Origin of the sequence: Nocardia brevicatena NBRC 12119, assembly GCF_000308495.1 — a bacterium.
In the GTDB taxonomy this organism is placed as follows: Bacteria; Actinomycetota; Actinomycetes; order Mycobacteriales; family Mycobacteriaceae; genus Nocardia; species Nocardia brevicatena.
Map to the genome: position 1 here is coordinate 15611 of NZ_BAFU01000247.1, position 22282 is coordinate 37892.

At 68.3% G+C, this 22282-nt stretch carries 22 protein-coding genes and 2 pseudogenes; 14 read left to right on the forward strand and 10 right to left on the reverse strand.

Annotated features, from left to right (window positions below; all coding sequences use genetic code 11):
• Positions 1–11 precede the first annotated feature (11 nt).
• From ON20_RS31470 to ON20_RS39615, 5 genes and pseudogenes are all read right to left on the reverse strand, one after another.
• Positions 12–1208 carry a thiolase family protein gene (locus tag ON20_RS31470; RefSeq protein WP_040841755.1) on the reverse strand — a complete coding sequence of 399 codons (1197 nt, stop codon included), beginning with the start codon at positions 1206–1208 and terminating at the stop codon, positions 12–14.
• A 79-nt stretch (positions 1209–1287) separates the two neighbouring features.
• Positions 1288–2025 carry a FadR/GntR family transcriptional regulator gene (locus ON20_RS31475; protein ID WP_040841758.1) on the reverse strand — a complete coding sequence of 246 codons (738 nt, stop codon included), beginning with the start codon at positions 2023–2025 and terminating at the stop codon, positions 1288–1290.
• Positions 2026–2213: 188 nt separating this feature from the next.
• Positions 2214–2372: a PEP-utilizing enzyme gene (locus ON20_RS40830; RefSeq protein WP_083865565.1), complete on the reverse strand. Its 159-nt coding sequence runs from the start codon at positions 2370–2372 to the stop codon at positions 2214–2216.
• A gap of 493 nt (positions 2373–2865) precedes the next feature.
• A pseudogene (locus ON20_RS41335) lies at positions 2866–3429 on the reverse strand (hypothetical protein); the annotation flags it as partial.
• A gap of 41 nt (positions 3430–3470) precedes the next feature.
• Positions 3471–4727: a PEP/pyruvate-binding domain-containing protein gene (locus ON20_RS39615; protein ID WP_245547601.1), complete on the reverse strand. Its 1257-nt coding sequence runs from the start codon at positions 4725–4727 to the stop codon at positions 3471–3473.
• On the opposite strand from ON20_RS39615, the gene ON20_RS31490 reads away from it, so the two are divergent.
• Positions 4627–5007 (forward strand): aldehyde dehydrogenase family protein, encoded by a 381-nt coding sequence (locus ON20_RS31490; protein ID WP_245547615.1) that lies wholly within the window; start codon positions 4627–4629, stop codon positions 5005–5007. The two genes, ON20_RS39615 and ON20_RS31490, sit on opposite strands and share 101 nt — an antisense overlap.
• Positions 5008–5023: 16 nt before the next feature.
• Complete coding sequence (locus ON20_RS31495; protein WP_040841767.1) at positions 5024–5647, forward strand: histidine phosphatase family protein; 624 nt, start codon at positions 5024–5026, stop codon at positions 5645–5647.
• A gap of 61 nt (positions 5648–5708) precedes the next feature.
• Here ON20_RS31495 and ON20_RS31500 read toward each other — a convergent pair whose 3' ends face one another.
• Genes ON20_RS31500 through ON20_RS31510 form a run of 3 tightly spaced genes read right to left on the reverse strand, consistent with a single transcriptional unit; the run spans position 5709 to position 8226 of the window.
• A complete protein-coding gene (locus ON20_RS31500; RefSeq protein ID WP_306306887.1) occupies positions 5709–6803 on the reverse strand; it encodes an AMP-binding protein in 1095 nt (364 codons plus the stop codon).
• Between the two features lie 18 nt (positions 6804–6821).
• Positions 6822–7019, reverse strand: a complete 198-nt coding sequence (locus ON20_RS31505; protein WP_157229167.1) for a hypothetical protein — start codon at positions 7017–7019, stop codon at positions 6822–6824.
• A 16-nt stretch (positions 7020–7035) separates the two neighbouring features.
• Positions 7036–8226, reverse strand: a complete 1191-nt coding sequence (locus tag ON20_RS31510; RefSeq protein ID WP_245547602.1) for an acetyl-CoA C-acetyltransferase — start codon at positions 8224–8226, stop codon at positions 7036–7038.
• 84 nt (positions 8227–8310) lie between these two features.
• Between ON20_RS31510 and ON20_RS31515 the strand changes: the two genes are divergently transcribed.
• From ON20_RS31515 to ON20_RS31550, 8 genes are all read left to right on the forward strand, one after another.
• A complete protein-coding gene (locus ON20_RS31515) occupies positions 8311–9087 on the forward strand; it encodes an aspartate/glutamate racemase family protein (RefSeq protein WP_218002727.1) in 777 nt (258 codons plus the stop codon).
• Entirely contained in the window at positions 9084–9872 is a 789-nt protein-coding gene (locus ON20_RS31520; RefSeq protein WP_051163706.1) for an SDR family NAD(P)-dependent oxidoreductase, read from the forward strand. The genes ON20_RS31515 and ON20_RS31520 overlap by 4 nt, the downstream gene beginning before the upstream one ends.
• Positions 9869–10654: an SDR family NAD(P)-dependent oxidoreductase gene (locus ON20_RS31525; protein WP_040841773.1), complete on the forward strand. Its 786-nt coding sequence runs from the start codon at positions 9869–9871 to the stop codon at positions 10652–10654. Before ON20_RS31520 ends, ON20_RS31525 begins: the two co-directional genes overlap by 4 nt.
• 64 nt (positions 10655–10718) lie before the next feature.
• The gene (locus ON20_RS31530) at positions 10719–11441 is read left to right on the forward strand and encodes an SDR family NAD(P)-dependent oxidoreductase (protein WP_051163707.1); all 723 of its coding nucleotides are present in this window, start codon (positions 10719–10721) and stop codon (positions 11439–11441) included.
• 40 nt (positions 11442–11481) lie between these two features.
• Complete coding sequence (locus ON20_RS31535) at positions 11482–12651, forward strand: acyl-CoA dehydrogenase family protein (protein WP_218002728.1); 1170 nt, start codon at positions 11482–11484, stop codon at positions 12649–12651.
• 80 nt (positions 12652–12731) lie between these two features.
• A complete protein-coding gene (locus tag ON20_RS31540; RefSeq protein ID WP_040841778.1) occupies positions 12732–13532 on the forward strand; it encodes an enoyl-CoA hydratase-related protein in 801 nt (266 codons plus the stop codon).
• Positions 13529–14692 (forward strand): acyl-CoA dehydrogenase family protein, encoded by a 1164-nt coding sequence (locus ON20_RS31545; protein WP_040841780.1) that lies wholly within the window; start codon positions 13529–13531, stop codon positions 14690–14692. The genes ON20_RS31540 and ON20_RS31545 overlap by 4 nt, the downstream gene beginning before the upstream one ends.
• The gene (locus ON20_RS31550) at positions 14689–15798 is read left to right on the forward strand and encodes an acyl-CoA dehydrogenase family protein (protein WP_040841782.1); all 1110 of its coding nucleotides are present in this window, start codon (positions 14689–14691) and stop codon (positions 15796–15798) included. The genes ON20_RS31545 and ON20_RS31550 overlap by 4 nt, the downstream gene beginning before the upstream one ends.
• Here the strand turns inward: ON20_RS31550 and ON20_RS31555 are convergent.
• Complete coding sequence (locus tag ON20_RS31555) at positions 15795–16040, reverse strand: hypothetical protein (RefSeq protein WP_157229168.1); 246 nt, start codon at positions 16038–16040, stop codon at positions 15795–15797. The genes ON20_RS31550 and ON20_RS31555 overlap by 4 nt on opposite strands.
• Before the next feature lie 214 nt (positions 16041–16254).
• Here ON20_RS31555 and ON20_RS31560 point away from each other — a divergent pair.
• The 4 genes and pseudogenes from ON20_RS31560 to ON20_RS31575 form a co-directional block, all read left to right on the forward strand.
• Positions 16255–16658: pseudogene (locus tag ON20_RS31560) on the forward strand (amino acid permease); the annotation flags it as partial.
• Between the two features lie 292 nt (positions 16659–16950).
• A complete protein-coding gene (locus ON20_RS31565; RefSeq protein ID WP_040841788.1) occupies positions 16951–18486 on the forward strand; it encodes a PucR family transcriptional regulator in 1536 nt (511 codons plus the stop codon).
• 340 nt (positions 18487–18826) lie between these two features.
• Positions 18827–19318, forward strand: coding sequence for a GreA/GreB family elongation factor (locus tag ON20_RS31570; RefSeq protein WP_040841913.1), 492 nt, complete (start codon positions 18827–18829; stop codon positions 19316–19318).
• A 226-nt stretch (positions 19319–19544) separates the two neighbouring features.
• On the forward strand, positions 19545–20123 hold the full coding sequence (locus ON20_RS31575; RefSeq protein WP_157229169.1) for a hypothetical protein: 579 nt from the start codon (positions 19545–19547) through the stop codon (positions 20121–20123).
• A gap of 90 nt (positions 20124–20213) precedes the next feature.
• Here ON20_RS31575 and ON20_RS31580 read toward each other — a convergent pair whose 3' ends face one another.
• Entirely contained in the window at positions 20214–21038 is an 825-nt protein-coding gene (locus ON20_RS31580; protein ID WP_040841794.1) for an alpha/beta fold hydrolase, read from the reverse strand.
• Positions 21039–22282: the final 1244 nt, after the last annotated feature.

Sequence of the window (22282 nt, forward strand, 5' to 3'; positions counted from 1 at the left end):
CCTTATCGATGTCACAACGGCTGTCTGTCGGAAAGGCGTTCGAGGATCGTCGCGTTCGCCATCCCGCCCGCCTCGCACATCAGCTGTAGCCCGAAACGCTGGTCGTTGTCCTCGAGTGCGTGCAGCATCGTGGTCATCAGGCGCGCCCCGGACGCCCCGAGCGGGTGGCCGAGCGCGATGGCGCCGCCGCGCGGGTTGACCCGCACGAGGTCGATGTCGAATTCACGCATCCATGCCAGCGGCACCGACGCGAACGCCTCGTTGATCTCGACATGGTCGATATCGGCCATCGACAATCCCGATCGTCGGAGGATGCCATGTGTGGCCGGAATGGGTGCGGTGAGCATCAGCAGCGGGTCGTCGCCGACGGCGAGCATCGTGTGGAGGCGGGCGCGGGGGGTCAGTCCGAGACGCTCGGCCGTCTCCAGGCTCATCAGCAGCAGAGCGCCGGCGCTATCGGCCAGTTGCGACGAATTCCCGGCGGTAGTGCCCCAGCTCATCTCGGAGAACCGGGCCGCCATCTCATCGGAGCGGAAGGCCGAAGGCAGTTGCGCCAAAGCGGTTTCGGTGGTGTCCGGTCGTACGGTCTCGTCGCGCTCGAAGAGACCGGTGGGGGTCGGGACCCCGATGATCTCTCGCCGCATCGCGGCCGAGGCCGCCGCCAGACGGTGTGAACGCACTGCGTAGCCGTCGAGTTCGGCACGGGTGATTCCCCAGCGATGGGCGACGAGGTCGGCGGCTACTCCTTGTGGGACGAGACCGGGCGCGAACCGCTCGGCCACCCCGACCCCGTCCGGATCGGCTCCGGCGCGCGCGGACCCCATCCGGACTCTGCTCATGGACTCGACGCCGCCCGCGATGACCATGTCGTAGACGCCCGCGGCGATGCCCTGGGCGGCGAAGTGGATTGCCTGCTGACCGGAACCGCATTTGCGGTCGACGGTGGTGGCGGGGACGTGCGCCGGCAGGCCGGCCGCCAGCCACGCCATCCGCCCCGGTGTGGCGGACTGTTCACCGACCTGCGAGACGCATCCGATGACGACATCGTCCACGGAGCCCGGATCGATCCCATTGCGGCGGATCAGCGCGCTGAATACCTCGCTCAACAGGTCGACAGGGTGGACTTCGGCCAATGCCCCACCCGGCTTGCCACGCCCCGTACCGGTGCGGACCGCATCGACAATGACTGCATCACGTCGCCAAGACACTACTAATTATTATCATCATTATTAGGTAGGCACAAGGCTGTGACCCGGCCCGGGGCGGACCGGGTTCGAAAAATCCGGATCAGCCGCCGACGCTCCAGACGATCGGCGCGGCGAGGGCATCGGAATACTTCTTCTCGGTATAGGTGGCGTACTGGCCGACGTGATCGGCCATGGCCTGCGCCGCCGCCTCGGGATCGCGACCGGCCAGCGCCTCGTAGACGAGCTTGTGCGCCTTCGCCACCGCCGAGCGCCGCGCCATCGGGTACTCCATACCGATCGGCGAGCCGTCCAGGATGTCGATCATGGAATCGATGAGATAGCCGAAGATGGCATTGCCGGACCCGTACGCGATGAGTTTGTGGAAGCGTTTGTTCTCCGCGATAAAAGCGGCCTCGTCGTTGCGCACCCGCTCCATATTGGCGACACTGTCGCCGACCTCGGCCAGCTGCTCCTCGGTCATCCGCTCGGTGGCCAGGCGCGCCATGACCGGCTCGAGCGCCGAACGCGCCTCGGTCACCGAGCGATACGGCGCCTGCTCGAACTGCAACAGCAGCATCAGGGTCGTCGACAGCGCCGCCGAATCCGGTTGCTGGACGATCGGGCCACCGCCCGGCCCGGGGCGCAACGAGATGACGCCCTGCAGTTCGAGGAACCGCAGCGACTCGCGCAGAGTGCCGCGCCCGACGTTGTACTCGGCCAGCATGTCCTTCTCCGCGGGTAGCCGGTCGCCGACCTTGTTACCTCGGGCGTTGATATCGGCGACGATGCGTTGCGCGACGAGTATCGCCGTCTTCTTGGGTCGTACACTGAGCGTCACGCGAAGCCTCCTGATTGCGACATACCCCTACCGATCATGGTAATAATACGCACAGTTACATCCATCCCGGCTTCGCGAACCGGCTGTGCGGGACGACGGATGCCCTGGCGTGCAGGCCCTTCACACGACGAATCGCCGCCGCGCCCCTCGGCGCGGCGGCGATCGGGCCACTCATTCCGGACGGATTCTCACTCCACCGCTACCAGCTCTTCCTCATGGATGCGCACGATGCCGTTCGTGCCGTCCACGGTGATCGTCGCGCCATCGGGGATGCGGCCGATGGCGTCGCGGATCGTCACCGCGGGTAGGTTGTACTCGCGCGAGAGGCAGGCGCCGTGCGCGAGCATGCCGCCGGTCTCGAGCACCAGACCCTTTGATGACCAGGAAGACGGGGGTCCAGGCGGGATCGGTGCTATTGGTGATGAGAATGTCACCCTTCTGCACCCGGCCGATCTCCTTGAGCTCACGCACGACTCGCGCGGTGCCGGTGATCTCGCCGCGGCTGGTGCCCGCGCCGGCCAGCACCCCACTGGAATTGTCGAGCTGCTCGTCCGGACCGTCGACGTACTCGGCGTTACCCTTCAGGAAGTATGGCGGCACCTGCTCCTTGCGGTTCATCCGGTCGAAGGCCGCCCGCCTGCCCTCGATCTTGGCCCGGATCAGGCGCATCGGGGCGCGGTCCTTCAGCACGTCGTACAGCTCGGCCTGGCTGAGGAAGTAGAAGTCCTCGTGATTGTCGAACCGACCGCGCTCGACCAGTCGCCGCGAGACCTCGTTGAAGGCGCGCTTCTTGGTGTAGGTGATGCGGTCCATGAAGTGCCGCTCGTCGTCGCGGGCCACCAGGAAGCGATGCACATAGCCGAGCAGCGCCTTGAACGCCTCGACCCGCAGGTTGCCGAACGGCAGCTCACGCATGGACGCGATCACATCCTCGGTCGCCCGCAGCCGCTTCTCCACCAGTCGCTCCTCGGCCTCCAGCGGATCGGCGGTGGATTCCGATCTCAGCAGCGAGATGAGCACCTGATGGTCGATGGTCGAGTCGTCGAGCCGGCGCGGGAACCAGAAATCGCGGTCGGCGTGGCCTCGGTGACCGTGCTCGCGACGCATGGTCTCGTACATCTCGGCGGCGGTCGCGCCGTCGGGATGTGCCCGCAGGGCGCTCAGCAGCTTGGTCGGCTCGCAGGCGAGAATGTGCTCGCGCAGACTCTCGCGGCTGCGGATCTCGTTGGCCAGTTCCCACATGGCGTGGTTTTCCTTGACCGTGGTGGTGCGCTGCGGCAGGCCGGTGATCAGGTCGGTGAACACCGCCTCGTTGGTGCCGCGGTACCACTTCCCCACCATGAGCCCGAGCAGGCTCATCGCGTTCGCGGCATGGATGAAGAAACCGCTCCACATCGCGTACATCAGGGAGTCCGCATAGTCGCAGTAACGGTCGATCTCCTTGATCAGCTCGTCGTCGGTGAGCTTGGCCAGTTCCGCGTTGCCGAGCCCCTCGGCGTCGGCGACGTGGTCGGACAGCAGGTCGTCGACCTCGTCGAGCCACTTGACCAGGCCCTGCTTCGGCGCGAGCGCCATGATGCGGGCATGCATCCGCAGATAGGAGCCGAGGGAGAACGGCCACGACTCGGCGGCCTCGCGGTCGGCGGCGGGCAGGTAGCCGACCTGCCCGGCACGGAACTGCTTGGGCACGATCTTGGTGACCAGCGTCTTCTGGTAGTCGACGCTGATGTACGCCTCGGCCTTGTGGTAACGGTGCCTACGCAGCTGCGCCAGGTCGTCGAATCCCCACACTCCTTGGAAATCCGGATATGTCCCTGGGTCTGCTCCCTGGCGCGCACGGAGTAGAACAGCGGGGTGATCGCGCCGGTCCAGAACTCGTCGGCGAAGCCGCGCGACCAGACCACCTCGGGGTCTTCGGGCTGGGTCTGCCAGGCGTCGACGTCCTCGTCCCAGGTCATCTCGACGCCGGTGACGTCGCGTGACTGCAGCAGGTAGAACGCGCCGTCGGTATAGGCCCACTCGATATCCTGCGGCATACCCTCGTAGTAGGCCTCGACACGACGGCCGAGTTCGGCGAGCCGGCCCGCCTCCTCGTCGGACAGGCAGAACCGCGACTGCTGCTCGGCCGTCGTCGACTCGGTGACGGTGCCGATGCCGGTCTGCGGGTCGCGGACGACACGAACCTTCTTCTCGCCCATTACCTTCTCCGCCACGCGCAGCGTGCGCTTGGCGACGGTGAACTGTTCGGGGGTCAGGATGCCGGAGACGATGCCCTCGCCCAAGCCCCAGCCGGCGTTGACGACGATTTCATCGGTGGCGCCGGTGAGCGGGTTGGCGGTGAACATCACGCCGGAGGCCTCGGACTCGACCATGCGCTGCACGACCACGGCCAGGCGGGCCTCGGCGTGATCGTTGCCGGTGCGGTGCCGGTAGGCGACCGCGCGGGTGGACCACAACGATGCCCAGCAGTTGCGGATAGCGCGTAGCACCTCGTCGAGACCGCGCATGTCGAGGTAGGTGTCGTGCTGGCCGGCGAAGGAGGCGTCCTCCAGATCCTCGGCGGGTGCGTCCGTGGTGACCGGCGGCGGTATACCCGCCGGACTGGACCGCGGCTGGTTCGTCGGCCCGACACTGCTCGACGGCGTCGACAACACCTCTCGGGTCGCGCAGGAGGAGATCTTCGGTCCGGTGATCTCACTCATCGCCTATGACGACGAGGCCGAAGCCGTTCGGATGGCCAATGATTCGATCTACGGACTGTCCGGTTCGGTGTGGTCTCCGGACACCGACCGGGCACTGGCGGTGGCGCGACAGGTGCGCACCGGCATGGTCAGCATCAACGGGTTCCCCCAGGCCAAGGGCACACCGTTCGGCGGCTTCAAGCAGTCCGGCATCGGCCGCGAGATGGGACCGGAGGGTCTGCAGGCGTATCTGGAGACCAAGTCCATCGCGATCGGCCCGGTGGCCGACGCGGCCGAATGAGAACGGAGTACCGACCATGCGTTTGCTCCTGATCCGGCACGGTGAGTCGCAGGCCAATGTGGTCGGCGGCATGGACACCTCCGCTCCCGGTCCCGATCTGACCGACAAGGGCCGCGCCCAAGCCGTGTCCCTGGTCGAGCGGCTGGCCGACGAGGCGGTCGAGGCGATCTATACCTCCACCCTGGTGCGCACGCAACAGACGGCGCGGCCGCCGGCCGAGGCGCTCGGCCTGCCGGTGCATGTCCGCGACGGTCTGCGCGAGGTCCGGGTGGGTAAGCTGGAGGCGAAATCGGACCCGGCGGCGGTGGCCACCTATCGGTCGGTCTACCGGGAATGGGTCGAGGGCAACCCCGATCGGGTGCTGCCGGGCGGCGGCGAGTCCGCGCGGCAGGCGGTCGCGCGCTTCGACGTGGTGGTGCGCGAGATCGAGGCCACGCACCCGAACAGCACCGTCGCGGTGTTCACCCACGGCTCCGCGCTGCGGCTGTGGGCGGTCTTCGCCTCCGACAACGTCACTCCCGAGTTCGGCCTCGCCTACATCGACAATGTCTCCGTCGTCGTCGTGGCGGGCACGGCGCAGACAGGTAGGCGCATTATCGGCTGGGACGGCGCCGCCCTACCCACGCCGAGCCGGAGCTGACCCACGGAAAGGCCCGTGGCATCCTGAACCCCCTGATGCCGCGGGCCTTCTCGTCTCCGGCTCAGCGCACCGACGATTCGGCGTCCCACAGCCCCGGGCTCCGCCCGCCGTCGCGCAACTCGTTCTTGACCACCTTCTGGCCGGCGTTCTTCGGCAGTTCCTGCCGGACCTCGACATAGCGCGGCACCATGTACCTCGGCAGCCGCTGCGCGCAGTGCGTGTGCACCCGCGCCGGATCGAGGGTCACGCCGTCGATCGCGGTGACCGCGAGCAGCACCTCGTCCTCGCCCACCTCCGAGGGCACCCCGACCACCGCGGCCTCCGCGACACCGGGACATTGCAGCGCCTCGCGCTCGACCTCGAAGGCCGAGATGTTCTCCCCCCGCCGCCGGATCGTGTCCTTGAGCCTGCCGAGGAACCACAGGTCGCCGTTGCGGTCGCGACGGACCGAGTCGCCGGTGTGGAACCACAGGTTGCGCCAGGCCTCCACGGTGGCGTCGGGACGGTTCAGGTAGCCGCGGAACATGATGTCCGGGATGCGCGGTCGGACGACGAGTTCACCCGGCGTGCCATCGGGAACCGGTTGGTCGTGCTCGTTCACGACCGCGACATCGTGGTAGGGATGGCGCGAACCGATCAGCCCCGGTCGGTGCGTGCCGTCGATGCCGGGGATCACCACCATGCCTTCGGTCATGCCGTAGGTCGCGTACATGACCGGAACGCCGAAACGCTGCTCGAATTCCGGGTGTTCGTGCGGAGCGGGCACCAGATGGCAGACGCGCAGGCAATGGTCGGGCCGGAACTCTGTGGGCGAGCGGCGCATGAGCACATTGCCCATCGATCCCATGCCGGCGAAGTGGGTCGCGCGGCTGTCGGCGATCTGATGCCAGAACCGGCCCGCGCTGAACCGCGACACCACCACCGCCCGCGCGCCGACCATGACCGCGGGGAAGATGGTGACCGCCAAGGCGTTCGCGTGGAACATCGGCAGCGGCGTGAACAGCACGTCGGCGGGACCGTGCCCCATACCGTGCGTGAAGGCCCAGGAGTAGAAGACGAAATAGGTGTGCGAAACCAGCGCGCCCTTCGACGGGCCGGTCGTACCGCTGGTATAGAGGACCGCCGCGTCGTCGTACTCGCCCGGGGTCAGGCCCAGGTCGGTGAAGGCCGCCGACTACCGGCACACTTCGGTGTCGACCTGGCCCAGGGTCAGCCGCGGGCCGTCGTCGAACCGGATGAAATCGCGGGCGGCGTCGGCCGCGACCGCGCGACTCCACAGCGCGGGCAGCGTGCGCTGGTACGCCGGGATGAATTCGAAGTCGCCACGCGCGGGGCCGACTCCGTCGGTCCACCAGTTCGCCGTTTTCGTCATAGTTTCGGTCATCCCGTCACACCCGTTCGATGATCGTGGCGTTGGCCATGCCGCCGCCTTCGCACATGGTCTGCAGTCCGTAGCGATGACCTTCGCGGTGCAGTCGGTGCACCAGGGAAGTCATCAGGCGCGCGCCGGTCGCGCCGAGCGGATGTCCGAGTGCGATCGCTCCGCCGTCGGGATTCGTCCGCGCCGGGTCGGCGGCGGTGTCGTGCAGCCAGGCCATGGCCACCGAGGCGAACGCCTCGTTCACCTCGAAGGTGTCGATGTCGGAGATGGTCAGCCCGGCGCGCTTCAGCGCGGCCGCGGTCGCCGGAATAGGGCCGGTGAGCATGACCACCGGATCGCTGCCGACGACCGCCATGGTGTGGATGCGGGCCAGTGGCCGCAGGCCGTACTGCCGCACCGCCGTCTCGGAGGCGATGACCAGCGCGGCCGCGCCGTCGGAGATCTGACTGGCCAGTGCGGCGGTCAACCGGCCGCCGGGGGCGAGGGTCTTCAGTCCGGCCATCTTCTCGAGCGATACGTCGGCGCGCGGCCCCTCGTCGATGCCGAGACCGTCGACGGCGACGATCTCGACGTCGAAGTGGCCCGCCTCCTGGGCGGCGGCGGCCCGGGCGTGGCTGGTCGCGGCGTAGGACTCCATGGCCTCGCGGCCGAACTCCCACTGCTGCGCGATCAACTCCGCGCCCCGGAACTGGCTGACCTCCTGGTCGCCGTAGCGGGCGCGGAAGCGCTCGCCGCCGAAGGGGTGGCCCAGCTCGTGGTGGAGACCGAGCCGGATGGCCGAATCCATCGGCACCCGGCTCATCACCTCGACACCGCCCGCGACGACCACGTCCTGTGCTCCCGACATCACCGCCTGGGCCGCGAAATGCAGGGCCTGCTGCGACGATCCGCACTGGCGGTCGACGGTCGCGCCGGGCACGCTCTCGGGCAATCCGGCCGAGAGCGCCGCAGTGCGCGCGATATTCGTCGACTGCGCGCCGATCTGGACGACACAACCCCACAGCACGTCATCGATCGACTCGGAAGGGACTCCGGCCCGGTCGACAGCGGCCTCGATGGCCACCGCGGACAGGTCGGCGGGGTGCAGGTGGGACAGTCCGCCGTTGCGCTTGCCGACCGGCGTCCGGACCGCGCTGACGATATACGCGCCATGGGCATCCACCGCGTCGTTCGCATTCACTGCATTGTTCAAAGCCACTCCGATAGTCTAGGCTATTCATTATCACAATTTCAATGAATCGCCTGATCCGATGGGAGTGCCATGCAGGTCGGTGTCGTACACATGACAACCCGGGAGTCCTCGGGTGCATACTCGGCGATGGTGTGCGCCGCGATGGAACGCGCCGCACAGGACGGCACCGAGCTCGTCCACCGGTGGGTTCGACACCTACGCCGGGCCACCGATTCCGCGACCGCCTACCCGATGCTGTTGAACGGCCCCGACATCGTCGACGAGGTCGTCGAACTCGCCGACAGCGGTGTGGACGCCGTACTGATCGCCTGTTCCGGTGATCCGGCCCTGGCCGAGGCGCGCAGCCTGGTCGACATCCCGGTGATCGGCCCCATGGAGACCGCACTCGGATTGGCCACCGGATACGGCTGGAAGTTCGGCCTCGTCACCGTCGACGACCGCACCTGGTCCACGCATCTGGACCAGCTCGTGCACGCCTACCGCTTCGAGCCCCGCTACGTCGGAATGCGCAAACTGCGCACGCCCACCGCGCAGGTCTTCACCGAAGGCTTCCACGATCCCGCCGTGGTCGTCACCGACATCGTCGACCGCAGCCGCGAACTCGCCGACGACGGCGCGGACGTGGTGCTGATCGGCAGCGGCGGCCTGTGCGCGTTCGCCGCCGAGCACGGCGTCACCCGGGTCGACGGCCTCGACGTGCCCATCATCGACATGCTCACCGTCGGTGTGAAGTTCGCCGAGATGCGCGCGGAGCTGACCGCCAAGACCGGGCTGCCCGCGACGAGCCGGTCCGGCTGGTACGGCCGATTCCCCGATACCGATCGGGTCCGGGTGGCCGGCGTGTTCGAGCGGAGGGCCCGCGCATGACCGGAACCATCGCGGCGGAACCGAAAAATGCCTCGGTGATCGTCACCGGCGCGGCCCGCGGGCTCGGTGCGGCGATCGCGACCCGGTTCCTGACCGACGGATACCGGGTGTTCGGCATCGACCTCGACGAGACCGCGCTGCGGGAACTCGCGGATCGGCACCACGGCTTGGACTTCCACCCGGTGACCGGCGACGCGAGCAGCGAGATCCTGCTCACCGAGGTGTGCGCGGCAGCCGCGGACGGCGCGCACCACATGCACGCCTTCGTGGCCAACGCCGGGATCGGGATGGTCGGCGATTCGCTGTCCTACTCGGTGGCCGACTGGAACCGAACGGTCGAGGTGAACGTGACCGCCGCGTTCCTGGGCGCGCGCCTCGCGGTCGCGCGTATGAGCGGGCCGGGCAGCATCGTGATGATGTCCTCGGTCAGCGGACACACCGGCTTCGGCGGACGCGCCGCCTACAGCATGACCAAGGCGGGGATTCACGGACTGGTGCGGTCGCTGGCGGTGGAATGGGCACCGCGCGGTATTCGCGTCAACGCCGTCTCCCCCGGCATCGTCCGCACCGATCTGCTCGACCGGATGATCGCACAGGGCGTGTCCTCCGAGGAGCGCTACCTGCGCCGGATTCCGATGGGGCGCCTGGGCGCGGACACCGAGATCGCCGACGCCGTGCACTTCCTGGCCTCGAAGCGGGCGAGCTACATCACCGGGGTGGTACTGCCCGTCGACGGTGGCTGGGTCGCCGACGGCCTGCCCGCGCCGGGAGGTGACCGATCATGACCGCGCGACTGGCCGGCAGGACCGCGATCGTCACCGGAGCCGGGTCGGGCATCGGCCGGGCCTGCGCGCTGCGCTTCGCCGCCGAAGGCGCGGCGGTGGTCTGCGTCGGGCGGCGCACGCAGCCGCTCGACGAGGTCGTCGCCCTGATCCGGGATACGGGTGAACAGGCGCTGGCGGTCTCGGCCGACCTCACCGACGACACCGATGCGCGGCGGATGGCCGACGCGGCGCACGAGCGTTTCGGGGCCGTCGACGCGGTGCTGTGTTGCGCCGGGATGTCCGGTCCCGGCACGGCGGCCGACACCCCGCTGGAGCAGTTCGACCGCGTCCTGGCAACCAACCTGACGAGCAAATGGCTCGCCTTCAAGTACGTGCTGCCCGGGATGGTCGAACGACGACGCGGCTCGATCATCGTGGTGAACAGCATCGGGGCGTTGATCGGCGTCGCGAACTCGTTCGCCTACGCGGCGTCCAAGGGCGCCTGTGTGGCGATGACCCGGCAGGCGGCAATGGACTACGCGGCGCACAACGTCCGGGTCAACGGCATCGCGCCCGGCACCATCCCCACTCCCCTGGTCCACGACGCCTACCGCGCCGGCACAGGCCTGGGTGGCGGGCTCGACATCGACTCCGCCCTGGAGCAGGTGGCCCACCGCTATCCGCTCGGACGGCTGGGCCATCCGGACGATGTCGCGCACCTCGCGGTGTATCTGGCCTCGGACGAGTCGGCGTGGACCACCGGACAGAACTTCGTCGTCGATGGCGGTATCACCGCATGCTGAAAGGAGAGTCATCAATGCGCAGGTTTGCGGACCGGGTCGCGGTCGTGGTGGGCGGCGGCTCGGAATGGGGCGTGCGACATGCCTGCGCCTGGCCGAGGAGGGCGCGCAAGTCTACGTGGCGGACCTGCAGCAGGACGCCGCCGCGACCGTCGCCGCGGAGATCACCGACAACGGCGGCAAGGCGGTCGCCCACGCCGTCGACGCCACTTCCGTCGCCGAACTCGAGGAACTCTACGCGCGTGTGGAGCGCGAGTCCGGCGCTCTGCACGTCGTGCACGCCCAGGTCGGCCTGCCCGGTCCGCGCGGGCTGGCGATCCCCGAATCGGAGTTCGACCGGATCGTCGAACTCAATGTCAAGACCGCCTATTACACGGCCACGGTGCCGATGCCGTTGCTCGAGCAGGCAGGCGGGCACGGCTCGGTGACTCTGACGTCGTCCACCTCCGGCCTGGTCGGTTCCCCGTTCAGCCCGATGTACTCGCTGACCAAGTCGGCGCTGGTCGGCGTCACCCGCTCGCTCGCCCTGGCCGCCGCCGAACGCGGCGTCCGGGTGAACTGCCTGTGCCCGGGCTCGGTCGACACCCCGTGGCAGGCGACGCTCTACAGCGACCAGCCCCCCGAACAGGTCAAGGCGAACCTGACGAACTTCGCCGCCGAGAACGTTCCCATGGGCCGCGCCGTGCGGCCTGAGGAGATCGCCTCGGTCGTGGCCTTCCTGGCCAGCGACGACGCCAGTTACCTGACCGGCACGATCATCCCGGTCGACGGCGGTGTCACCGCCCGATAGCCCCGACCGAACCCCCGCCCCCAAGACTGAGGAGACCCCGTTGTCCGCGCCAACGACGTCCACATCTGCCTCGTTGTTCGATCTGACCCCCGAATACCGCGACATCCAGCGCCGAGCCAGGGAACTGGCCGAATCGGTGTCCGGCTACGCCGTCGAAGCCGACGAATGCCGCCGGGTGCACGAGAAGACCGCCGCTGCGCTACGCGAGAGCGGTGTGGTCCGCTACGCCGTGCCCGCCCGGTTCGGCGGTGTGAACGATATGCCCGATCCACTGGCGATCGTGCTCATCCGCGAAGCGCTGATGTATGCCGGCGCGCACCTCGATTCCCTGTTCGGCATGCAGGGCGTCGGCAGTTACGCGCTCGCGGTCGGCGGTCGCGAGGCCGTGCAGAACGACTGGCTGCCGAAAGTGGCCGCCTTCGAGGCCATCGCGGCGATCGCGCTGACCGAGCCCGGCATCGGATCGGATCTGCGCGGCGTGACCACCACCATCGAGTCGACCCCGGCGGGCCTGCGTGTGAACGGCCGCAAGTCGTTCATCACCAACGGCGGCGCGGCCGACTTCTACTGCGTCCTCGGCCGGGAGGGCGACGGCTACTCGATGGCCCTGGTACCCGCCGACGCCGAGGGTCTGACCGTCACGCCGGGCGCCGACATCATCGCTCCACACATCCTCGGTGAACTCACCTTCGACAACGTCGTGGTTCCCCAGTCGCATCGCCTCGGTAACACCGGTGAGGCGTTCACCCTTATGTTGCAGACCCTCGCGGTGTTCCGGGTGACCGTGGCGGGTTCGGCGGTCGGCCTGGCGCAGGCCGCCTTCGACGAGGCCGTCCGTCACACCGGCACCAGGGAGCAGTTCGGCAGGCCGCTGATCGGCCTCGGCGCGGTGTCCCAGCAACTGGCCCTCTCGTGGGCGGAGATCGAGTCCGCCCGGGCGATGACCTACCGCGCGGCGGCGCCGGCGAAGAGCGATCCGCTCGCCCACCTGGCTATGACCTCGATCGCGAAGGTCGTAGCCACCGAGGCCGCGGGGCGGGTGGTGGACCGTTCCATGCAGTCCATGGGCCGTTTCGGCATGGTCCGCGGCTCGAAGATCGAACGGCTCTACCGGGCGGCCGGACCGCTGCGGATCTACGAGGGCGCGACCGAGGTTCTACTCGACTCGTTGGGTCGTCAGATCGCCAAACGAGCCAAGGCCTCGGCCTGACCCGGTGCGCTGTCGGTCGAAACCACCACCGGTCACCACTATCAGGAGAAATATGTCCCCCGAGTATTACGGTCGTGCTCATGGCACCCGATGATCCCGCCGGCGCCGCGCCCGACTCGCCGGTGCTCGTCCACATCGGCGAGGGTGTCGCGCAGCTGACCCTGAACAATCCCCGGCGCAAGAACGCCATCGGCCTGGAGATGGCCGCGCTCATCGACGACTTCTGCGACCGTGTCCACGCGGACGGCGCCATCGGCGCGGTCGTGGTGCGCTCGGCCGGGGCGTACTTCTGCAGCGGGGCCGACACCCGCGATCTCGCCGATTCCTCCTCCGACCCCGCATCCCCCGAGTCCGTGGCCCGCACCTCGGCGGTGTACAGCGCGTTCGTGCGGGTGGGCACGCTTCCGGTGCCCACCATCGCCCGCGTGGTTGGCGGCGCGGTCGGTGCGGGCCTGAATCTGGCCCTCGCCGCCGACCTGATGGTCGTGACCCCGGACGCAGTGCTCGACAGCGGTTTCCTTGCTCGGCGCATCCATCCCGGCGGCGGGCATCTGGCCCTGCTCGGCCGTCGGGTCGGATGGTCGGACACCATCGCCCTGGCCGCGTGCGGACAGTCCTTCACCGGGGCCGAAGCGGTCGATCGCGGTCTCGCCTACGCCGCCGCGCCCGAGGACGAACTCGACGGGCTCATCGCCGGGCTCACCGCGCCCGCGGCCGCCGATCCGGAGCTCACCCGACGGATCATGACCAGTGCCCGGCTCGAACTCGGTCCCCCCGCGGTGAGCTGGTCCTCGGCGCTCGAGATCGAGCGCGGCGTGCAGATGTGGTCGATGTCGCGCAAGGGACAGTCCACCTGGTCGTCGCGAGGGCCAGGGCGATGACGGATACGGAATCGGAAACCGATGCGGCAGCGAATGTTACGCGACTGCGGGAACTGCGCGGCCGGGTCCGCGCCTTCCTGCGCGCCGAACTCGACGCCGGGGCGTTCGAACCGGCGGCCGACAGCTGGATGACCGGCTTCGATCCCGGATTCAGCCGCCGCCTCGGGGACAACGGCTGGCTCGGCATGACGATCCCCACCCGCTACGGCGGCCACGGGCACAGCCCTGTCGAACGCTTCGTGGTGACCGAGGAACTGCTGGCCCACGGCGCCCCGGTCGCCGCACACTGGATCGCCGACCGGCAGATGGCCCCCTCCATCCTCGCCAACGGCACCGAGGAGCAGAAACAGCGCTACCTGCCCGGCATCGCCAGGGGCGAACTGGTCTTCGCGATCGGCATGAGTGAACCGGATGCAGGTTCGGACCTGGCCGCGGTGCGTACCAGGGCCGTTGAACAGGCCGACGGCTCGTGGGCCCTCACCGGCACCAAGGTCTGGACCACCGGGGCCCACCTGGCCCACGCGATGATCGTGCTGGCCCGCACCGACGGACAGCCGGGCGACCGACAGTCCGGACTGTCGCAGTTCATCGTCGACCTACCGCACCCCGACGTCGAGATCCGGCCGCTGCGCAGCATCGACGGCGACGCCCACTTCAACGAGGTGATCTTCCACGACGCCCGCCTCGCGGCCACAGCCCTGCTGGGGCAGCGCGGCAACGGCTGGGCGCAGGTGATGGGCGAGCTCGCCTTCGAACGCTCCGGCCCGGAGCGCTACCTGTCGACGATGCCGCTGCTGCGGGCCTGGGCGCAGGTACTGCGCGAGACCGGCGCCACTCCGCAGCAGCGGGTCACGCTGGGCATGCTCACCGCACGCGCCTGGGCGCTGCGACGGATGTCGCTGGCGGTCGCCGCCGAACTCACCCGCGGCGGCAAGCCCGACATCATGGCGGCCATGGTGAAGGACCTCGGCTCGACCTTCGAAGGCGACGTGGTCGAGGCCGTGCGGTCGTCGACGAACGTCGAGCCCCGGATCGGCGGCAGCGACCCGTTCGCCCGACTGCTGGCGGCGAGCATCCTGCACACGCCGGCGTTCACGCTGCGCGGGGGTACCAACGAGATCTTGCGCGGAATAGTCGCTCGCGGAATGGGATTACGATGACACTTTTCGCCTCCGAACCGGCCGCGGTCACCGCGTCGATAATCGACCGGATCGGCATCGACACCGACACCCCGGCGGCGTCCTCGGATACCGCGGTGTGGGCGGCGCTGGCCGAGACCGGGTTCACCGCCATCGGCGTACCCGAGGACAAGGGCGGCAGCGGCGGCACATCCGCCGACGCACTGGCGGTGCTCGCCGCAGCCGCCGAAGCGGGCGCGCTGACGCCGCTGGCCGAGCATATGATCCTGGCCTCGCGACTGGCCGCCGAATGCGGATTCGCCGTCGGCGAGCGCACCGCCACCGTGGCGATCGCCGACCGGCGCTGCCTGCTGCGCGCCGAAGGCGACAACTTCGTGCTGGATGGGCCGGTGTCCGGCGTCGTCCACGGCCGCACGGCCGACCTGCTGATCGTGGTGTGCGAGCCCGACACCGACGACCGGGCGCGACGGCCGGACGAGGCCGCGACCTCCCACGGGGCCGAGGCCGGCGGCCGGGCGATCGCGGTCGTCGCCGGCGACGCTCCCGGCATCTCGGTGACGGAGGGAACCGATCTGGTCGGCGCGCCCGTCGACGATCTCGTCTTCACCGCCACGCCGGTCGAGTTCCGCGGCGAATCCCCGCTCGGCAGTGCGGAACTGTGGCAGCGCGGCGCGCTGGCCTACAGCGTGGCGCTGGCCGGCGCGGCCCGCGCCGTGCGCGACCAGACGCTGCGCCACGCGGCCGAACGCACCCAGTTCGGGCGACCGCTGACGAAGTTCCAGGCGGTTCAGCAACGGCTGGCGACCCTCGGCGCGCTCACTGCCATGATGGAGACCGCGACCGATGCGGCCGTGGCCACGCCCGGCGAATCGACCGCTGTCGCCGCGGCGAAAGCGGTGACCTCCGCGGCGGCCGGAGAGGTCGCGGCCATCGGCCACCAGATCCATGGCGCGATCGGATTCACCTCCGAACACCGGCTCGGCCGGTTCACCACATCGCTGTGGTCCTGGCGCGAGCGATACGGTGACGAGCGCTACTGGGCCGACTCGCTGGCCGAACGGATTCTCGAGGGTGGCGCCGACGTCTGGGACATCGTCGCGGGGGGTGTGGAGTACGGCGATATCTAGTGTCGGTGCCGGCTGCGCCGGTGTGGTGGGTCGAATACCGGCTGCCACAGTGCGGGAATCGAGACGGCATCGCCGATCAAACTTTCGCCTTGCTTGTGCGCCCCGGCCGGCACACCGATACCGAACTCGTCGATATCGCCGAATACCTCTCCCACAGCGGTGAGCTCTTCCCTGAGCCGATAGACCCGCAGCAGGGTCGGAACCCGATTGATTTCCGAACGCCCGGCGGTAACGGAGCCCACCGACCCCATTCGCAAAGACCGCAACGGGCTTGTTCGACGATCTCTCCGAGCGCGATATCCGACAGATGGGCGGCCGTATCCCCGTGCCCGGCCTGTGGCGAACCGCCCTGGGTCGGGCGGAGGCTCTCGAGTCAGAGGATGCCTCGTGTGGCGGCAGAACCGACCGCCCAACCATGGGGAAGGCCCCGCGCGATCGTCGGCGTGCTCGGGGTGGGGTGTTGCCGCGATAATCACGGGACTCGCGACTCTCGTCGGCTTCGACTCCGCAGCGAACATGGCCGAGGAAGCCAAGGACCCCTTTCGCAGTGTTCCACGCGTTATCGTGGGATCGGTTACGGCAGCGGCGGTATCGGGACCGTGTTCCTCATCGCGATCGAAGACTTCGCCCAGGCCGGCACTGGCGACACACCGGTTGCGGCGATCCTGCGCGACCAACTCGGTCCGGTGATTGAGCGCTTCCTCCTGGCCGCAATCGTGTTCGCGTTCTTCGGCGCCGGAATGGTTACCCTGGCCACCTGCTCACGCAGGGTGTTCGCGATGTCGCGCGACGCGCGCTTCCCGGTCCACCAGCTGACGCAGCAGGTCAATCCGCGCACCCGGACGCCGATCCCGGCGACCCGCAGAGAATCCCACACCGCTGGGAATTCGGCACCGCGGTCCCAGCAGTGAGGCGGCACCCGCTGCCATCACGGGCGTAGCCGCGGTGTTCGGATCCCGGGCCTCGGCTCTCGCGAATACGACCACATACAAGCGTCGGTGCGCACCACCCGGGATGCGGTAGACGGTCCTACTGTCGGACGGGTACCCGCCGCACCGGGGTCCGGGCAGGAGGCGTGCGACTCGACTGTGCCCTCTCGACGCACCGGGTCGGCGGCTACGGTGGCTGAACCGGTGTGGACAGGAGTGGCTCATGGTGCGGTTGGACCATCTCGTGAACATATTGGGCGGATACGGAGTGCGGTTGCGCTGCTGCCCGGTATCGCGGGCGATAACGATCCGCAGCGTAGCGATGTTCGACGCGACCGCCCCGGAGAGCACGGCAGGCGATATCTTCCTCGCCGTGGGGGCCCGGTCCGTGAGCGAAGCGGTGACCGGCGCGCGGGCGGCGCGGGCGGTCGCGGTGCTGGTCCGCGGTGGCACCGACGCCGAGCGGGAGGCTGCCGTGATCGGTCCGGGCGGCGGGGTCGCGGTGCTGATGGTCGATCCGGCGGTGTCGTGGAGTCAGGTCGCGGGGGTGGTGTACGGGCTGGTACTGGAAGGGCGCGAAACCGCGTCCGGGCGTGGCCCCACGGATCTTTTCGCTTTGGCGGATAGTCTGGCGACCGCGGTGGGCGCCGCGGTGACCATCGAGGATCGGCTGTCGCGGGTGGTGGCCTACTCCGCTTCACAGTGGGAAGCCGACCGGGCTCGGTCGGAGACGGTACTGGGACGGCAGGTGCCCGATACCCTGCGGGCACTCTTCGAAACCCGAGGTGTCTACGCGCACCTGGCCGACTCCGATGAACCCTTGTTCGTCGAGCCCGCGGAGGCGCACGGCCTCATCGGGCGGATGGCGGTCGCAGTGCGTGTGGGTCGGGAACTACTCGGTTCCGTATGGGTGACCTGTTCGGCTCCATTGACGAACACACGGCGGACCGCGCTGGCCGAGGGCGCACAGACGGTGGCATTGCATCTGCTGAGGTCCCGGGCGAGTGCGGATCTGGAGCGTCAGGTGGAGTCCGAGCTGGTGCTCCGGCTGCTGGAGGGCACTCCCGATGCCACGACCGCGGTCGGTCGGCTCGGGTTGGCACCGGAACCGTTGCGGGTCGTCGCGGTACGCGCGCAGATCGCAGGTGAACGGCATACCGGATTACTGCTCGCCTTCGAACAGGCCACCATCGGCTTCGGCTGGTCACGCCCGGGACGCAGCGCTCTGTCGGACAACACCGTCTACACGATCCTGCCCGGCGAGCAGGTCCGCGCGGCACGGGAGTGGGTGACAGCTCTGCGGGCCGCGCTACCCCCGCGGATGGCGGTATCGGCCGGGATCGGCGGACCGGCTTCGGCCACCGACCTCCCCGCCTCCCGGCAGGAGGCAGACGAGTGCCTGGCTCTGGGCGAGCGACAGTCAGCGGATATCGCATCCCCGGCGTACGACGAATCCTGGGATGAAATATTGCTGCAACGGTTGCGGACAGCGGCGAGTACCGGGCGTGTGCCGGCGCGCGGACCGGTCGCCGAGCTACGCCGATACGACCGCACGCACGCCACGGCGTTTGTCGCGACATTGCGAGCCTGGCTCGACGCGCAGGGTGATCTCGCTGTGGCCGCCGACCGGCTCGGCGTGCACCCGAACACTGTCCGCAACCGGATGCGAAGGATGCGCGAAGTAACCACGCTTGATGTGGACGATGTCCGCAAGCGTCTGGCGATGACGATCGATATGGCGATCCACGAGAGCGATTGAGCATCAGTTGTAGAAGGTGAACAGTCGACGGGGGGAAACTGTGCTGAACGGACAAGCGCGGCGTAATCCCCCGGGCCATCATGGCTGGGACAGCGCATCGTTCGACGGTGGAGGTGACCATGACACGCGCAGCGCGTCGACTCGGCCGCGAACGTGCAGCGGGGTATCCGGCGAAGAGCGCGATACCCGGCTGAATCCGAAACCATTCCCCTGATTCGTGGAGCCGGTGTCGTCGGTCCCGGCTCCACGAAGTTCTGCCGTCAGGGCGGCCTTCCTCTCCTCCCCGACCGCCCTGACGGCAGACATCTCCCTTTCCCGATCGAGCCCCTGGAGGATGGATATGACCAGCAGCACGCCCGTATGGCTGACCCCACAGGCCCGCGAACAACTCCAGGCCGAGCTCACCGAACTGCTCGCTTCCGATACCGCCGACAGCGACGGAGCCACCGATCAGGAATACGAGGTCGCCGCTCGGCATCAGCGCAAAGCGCGTATCCACCAGATCCGGGATCTGCTGAGCAACGCGGTGTTCGGGCAAGATCCCCCCGACGACGGCATTGCCGAACCCGGCATGGTACTCACCGTCCGCTACGACGGCACCGACGACACCGAAACCTTCCTCCTCGGCGCCCGTGACGTCGAATACGGCGGCCTGGAGGTCTACTCCCCGGACTCACCACTCGGAGCCGCCCTGACCGGAGCCCGCTGCGGCGAACAACGCACCTACCAGGTCCCCAACGGCGCCACGATCCGGGTCACACTCCTCGAGGCCGTCCCCTACGGCCGCATTACGGCAACCGCGGCGGACCGGGCCTCGGCTCCGGCCTCATGATGCCGCCATACCGCCTCGTACACCGGCATGACACGAACACCCGGCCGTACACCCGCTCGGGTTCGACGCCATCGGCACCTACCGCCCCGCCGAGACATCGGCGGGGCGGATGGCGGAACGCAACGAATCCGGCGACATCGGTGTTCTCGACGGTGCGCGATCGCGTGCGGGCTGCCTGCCTGTAACCACAACGACCGCCGACAACGGCCCACCCCGAGGATCGCTCATGCCTGATGTCGAAATAACCCTGGTAGATATCGCTACCCCGGCGATCAGGCGTGACAACCGGACGATCGCACTGCCGGTCGCCTCGTGGCTGTCCGCAGGATTTTGGGACCTCTTCGGTCTTCCCGCTGTCGACAGCGTCCTGAGCGCGCTCTCCTTCGGCACCGAGCGCTCACCTCGCACCTATATCGCCGGGGTCCTCGACGATCCCCCCGCATGGACCTCGGCTCCGCTGGCCGTGCATGTACCCGCGACCATCGGCGCCGGTCCGGGGGTGCTGCGGGTTTCCGGTGCGATGACCGATGAGCTACGCCGCGTGGCCGAATGCACCGGACTGGTGATAACTCTCGCCGCACCCGGCCGACGCCGGCTGCACCGAAGCCGGCCGGTGAAGGTGTGGGAACCACACCGGTGGCACACAGCCATCCTGGTCCCCCGCGACGAACCCGAGACACCGTCTCCCCCGCACGAGTCGGAATCCGTACTCCCTCGCCGTATGGGCGAGACGCCGCGGCGCGCTCGCCGCGGCGTCGACGCGCGGCCCACCACGACGAACCGAGGAAGCACGCGGACGCGGTAGGTGCCGTCCACGCCCGGGGCCGCATTCGGAAGAGACCGATCGCCCCGGTTCCCCGATCACCGCTGCGTCGAACCCGCATCCGAGTAGGGGTCACGGCATCGATTCGTGCTGTCGGAGAAAGTCATCGATCAGCGTGTTCACGAAGTCCGGTACCTCGAGGGCGAGTAGATGAGCGGCGTTCTCCACGAATACCAGCTGTGCCTCGGGAATAGCGCGGGCCATGTCTTCGACTTCGGCGGGAGGGAAGGTCGCGTCTTGCCTGCCGCCGATAACCAGTATGGGGTTTCGGATCCGCGCCAAGAGGTCTCGTTGGTCGGGCCGGCGGACGACAACGCTCCGTACCGCGGGCGCCACCGACCTGATGTCGTTGGATCGCACCGTACGCCGCACCTGCTCGACCACGGCCGGGCGGGTTTCGATCGACGTCGGGCCGAGGAAGGCGGAGAGCGCAGCGCGGATGAGAGGCGGACGGAATCCGCCGAGCACGCGGGCGAAAGCGAGAAGGGCGCCGTACTCCAGGCGTTGTCTCGTTCGGACCGGCGAGGCGGTGCCGTTCATCAGGATGCCGGTCCGTACTCGCTCGGGGTAGCAGGCGCAGAAGGTCGCACCGACCATGGCACCCCACGAATTGCCCATGATATGCGCGCGATCGATATCGAACGCGTCGATGACCTGGAGCAGGCATCGTGCGCATTCGTCGAAGGTGAACGGCCGATCGAGCGGAGCGCTCGCCCCATGGCCTGGTGGGTCGACCGCGATCGTGGTGAATCGGGGCGAGAAATGGGCGACCTGGGCATCCCAGAGGGCGTGGTCCATCAGCAGGCTCGGCCACATGAGGATCGCTGGTCCTGTACCGGCGATCCGGACCCTGAGCGTGCCCAGTTCGGTGGAAATATCCCGGTCCATTACATTCATCGCGATTCTCCTGTTCGATCGATGTCTCGGCGCGCGATACAAGCGAACCGGCATTCGTGGACGCATTTTCTCGACTGATTTGTCCGGGACGAAATATCCGAGCGACAGCAGCGAGGAGCGCGGGCGGTCCTCGCCGGGAGGCATTTTTCTACCTCATCACACCTCGAACTCGGATCGGCATTGAAATCCTTGCCGCGGCATCGCGCGAACAAAGGAGGTTCGACCTCTCGCCCGGCCGGGCGGGCAAATGCCATCGTAGGAGGCGCCGAGCGCGTCGACAATGTATCCACGCCATGGAATATCGGATTGTTTTGGTGCTCCGCGCACAAATGGGATCGCGGACATGTCGGAACTACCGCGGGTGGGCCGGCCGGTTCACCGACCAAGGCGCGAGCGGCGCTACTCCCATGGTGAACAGCGCTTCTCTCTCGTCGGGCCCACATATGACCGCGCCAACCGGAACCGTGACGGGAGTACATGAGGCCCCCGTACCGACGGACCCATTTATGGTGTGGCAGCAGCGACGAGCACTTGAATCACATAGCGTTATCGATATAGCCGACCCTCATTGGACCGCGCTCTCGGCGCGAAGAAACGATTCCTTTCGGAATGTCGGTGAAAACTCGTGTCACATAGACCTGGCAACGAAATTGTTCCAGAGATCACCCGGTTCCGAGTAGCCCGTCGAATAACCACGAGAAACGACTCGGATATTACGCGATTTTCGATCATTGAAGCGGTACTCGGTCATGCCCGGGTATCCCCATGGTGTTCGTCAAACGGTGGCGGGCTCCGGCGACCGGTATGGCTGCCTGGTTTCGAGTATGCCGTGAAAGATGCCGCAGGATGGTCGGACCGGTAATACGAGGGCGGCGTCGCGTTTCTCACCTCGGCGCGTTTCGGGCGTGACAGCCACGGTCGGGTGGGTCGTGTAGGGCCGCGAACGCCGAGAGGAACAAGGCCCGTGCGGGTTCGCGGTAACCCGACCGGGACACCGCGTTCGGGCCGGCGCCTCGTCCCCGATACCGGCCCGCCGCAGCGCGTGCGGCAGGACCAACGACAGCGAGGAGGGGTCCCGCCCCGCTATACGGGGCGCCCGGGATGGCATCGTGTCGTGACATACTGTCGCCGAGCCGGCCTATAGGGCCTTCGACCATGACCCGCCGTGCCGACTTGGTGCCTGTACCGCACCCGGCCATCGGCCGGAAGGCCCGAGAGGGACCACCTCGGCCTTCGGCTGCGGG

Excerpts from the sequence above, each read along its gene's own strand:
- ON20_RS31505 (WP_157229167.1), bottom strand. The coding sequence starts at position 7,019 with ATGACGAAAACGGCGAACTGGTGGACCGACGGAGTCGGCCCCGCGCGT.
- ON20_RS31550 (WP_040841782.1), top strand. The coding sequence starts at position 14,689 with ATGACACTTTTCGCCTCCGAACCGGCCGCGGTCACCGCGTCGATAATC.
- ON20_RS40830 (WP_083865565.1), bottom strand. The coding sequence starts at position 2,372 with ATGCTCGCGCACGGCGCCTGCCTCTCGCGCGAGTACAACCTACCCGCG.
- ON20_RS39615 (WP_245547601.1), bottom strand. The coding sequence starts at position 4,727 with ATGAGTGAGATCACCGGACCGAAGATCTCCTCCTGCGCGACCCGAGAG.
- ON20_RS31580 (WP_040841794.1), bottom strand. The coding sequence starts at position 21,038 with ATGAATGTAATGGACCGGGATATTTCCACCGAACTGGGCACGCTCAGG.
- ON20_RS31515 (WP_218002727.1), top strand. The coding sequence starts at position 8,311 with ATGACAACCCGGGAGTCCTCGGGTGCATACTCGGCGATGGTGTGCGCC.
- ON20_RS31525 (WP_040841773.1), top strand. The coding sequence starts at position 9,869 with ATGACCGCGCGACTGGCCGGCAGGACCGCGATCGTCACCGGAGCCGGG.
- ON20_RS31495 (WP_040841767.1), top strand. The coding sequence starts at position 5,024 with ATGCGTTTGCTCCTGATCCGGCACGGTGAGTCGCAGGCCAATGTGGTC.
- ON20_RS31565 (WP_040841788.1), top strand. The coding sequence starts at position 16,951 with ATGGTGCGGTTGGACCATCTCGTGAACATATTGGGCGGATACGGAGTG.
- ON20_RS31540 (WP_040841778.1), top strand. The coding sequence starts at position 12,732 with ATGGCACCCGATGATCCCGCCGGCGCCGCGCCCGACTCGCCGGTGCTC.
- ON20_RS31570 (WP_040841913.1), top strand. The coding sequence starts at position 18,827 with ATGACCAGCAGCACGCCCGTATGGCTGACCCCACAGGCCCGCGAACAA.
- ON20_RS31575 (WP_157229169.1), top strand. The coding sequence starts at position 19,545 with ATGCCTGATGTCGAAATAACCCTGGTAGATATCGCTACCCCGGCGATC.
- ON20_RS31520 (WP_051163706.1), top strand. The coding sequence starts at position 9,084 with ATGACCGGAACCATCGCGGCGGAACCGAAAAATGCCTCGGTGATCGTC.
- ON20_RS31545 (WP_040841780.1), top strand. The coding sequence starts at position 13,529 with ATGACGGATACGGAATCGGAAACCGATGCGGCAGCGAATGTTACGCGA.
- ON20_RS31530 (WP_051163707.1), top strand. The coding sequence starts at position 10,719 with ATGGGGCGTGCGACATGCCTGCGCCTGGCCGAGGAGGGCGCGCAAGTC.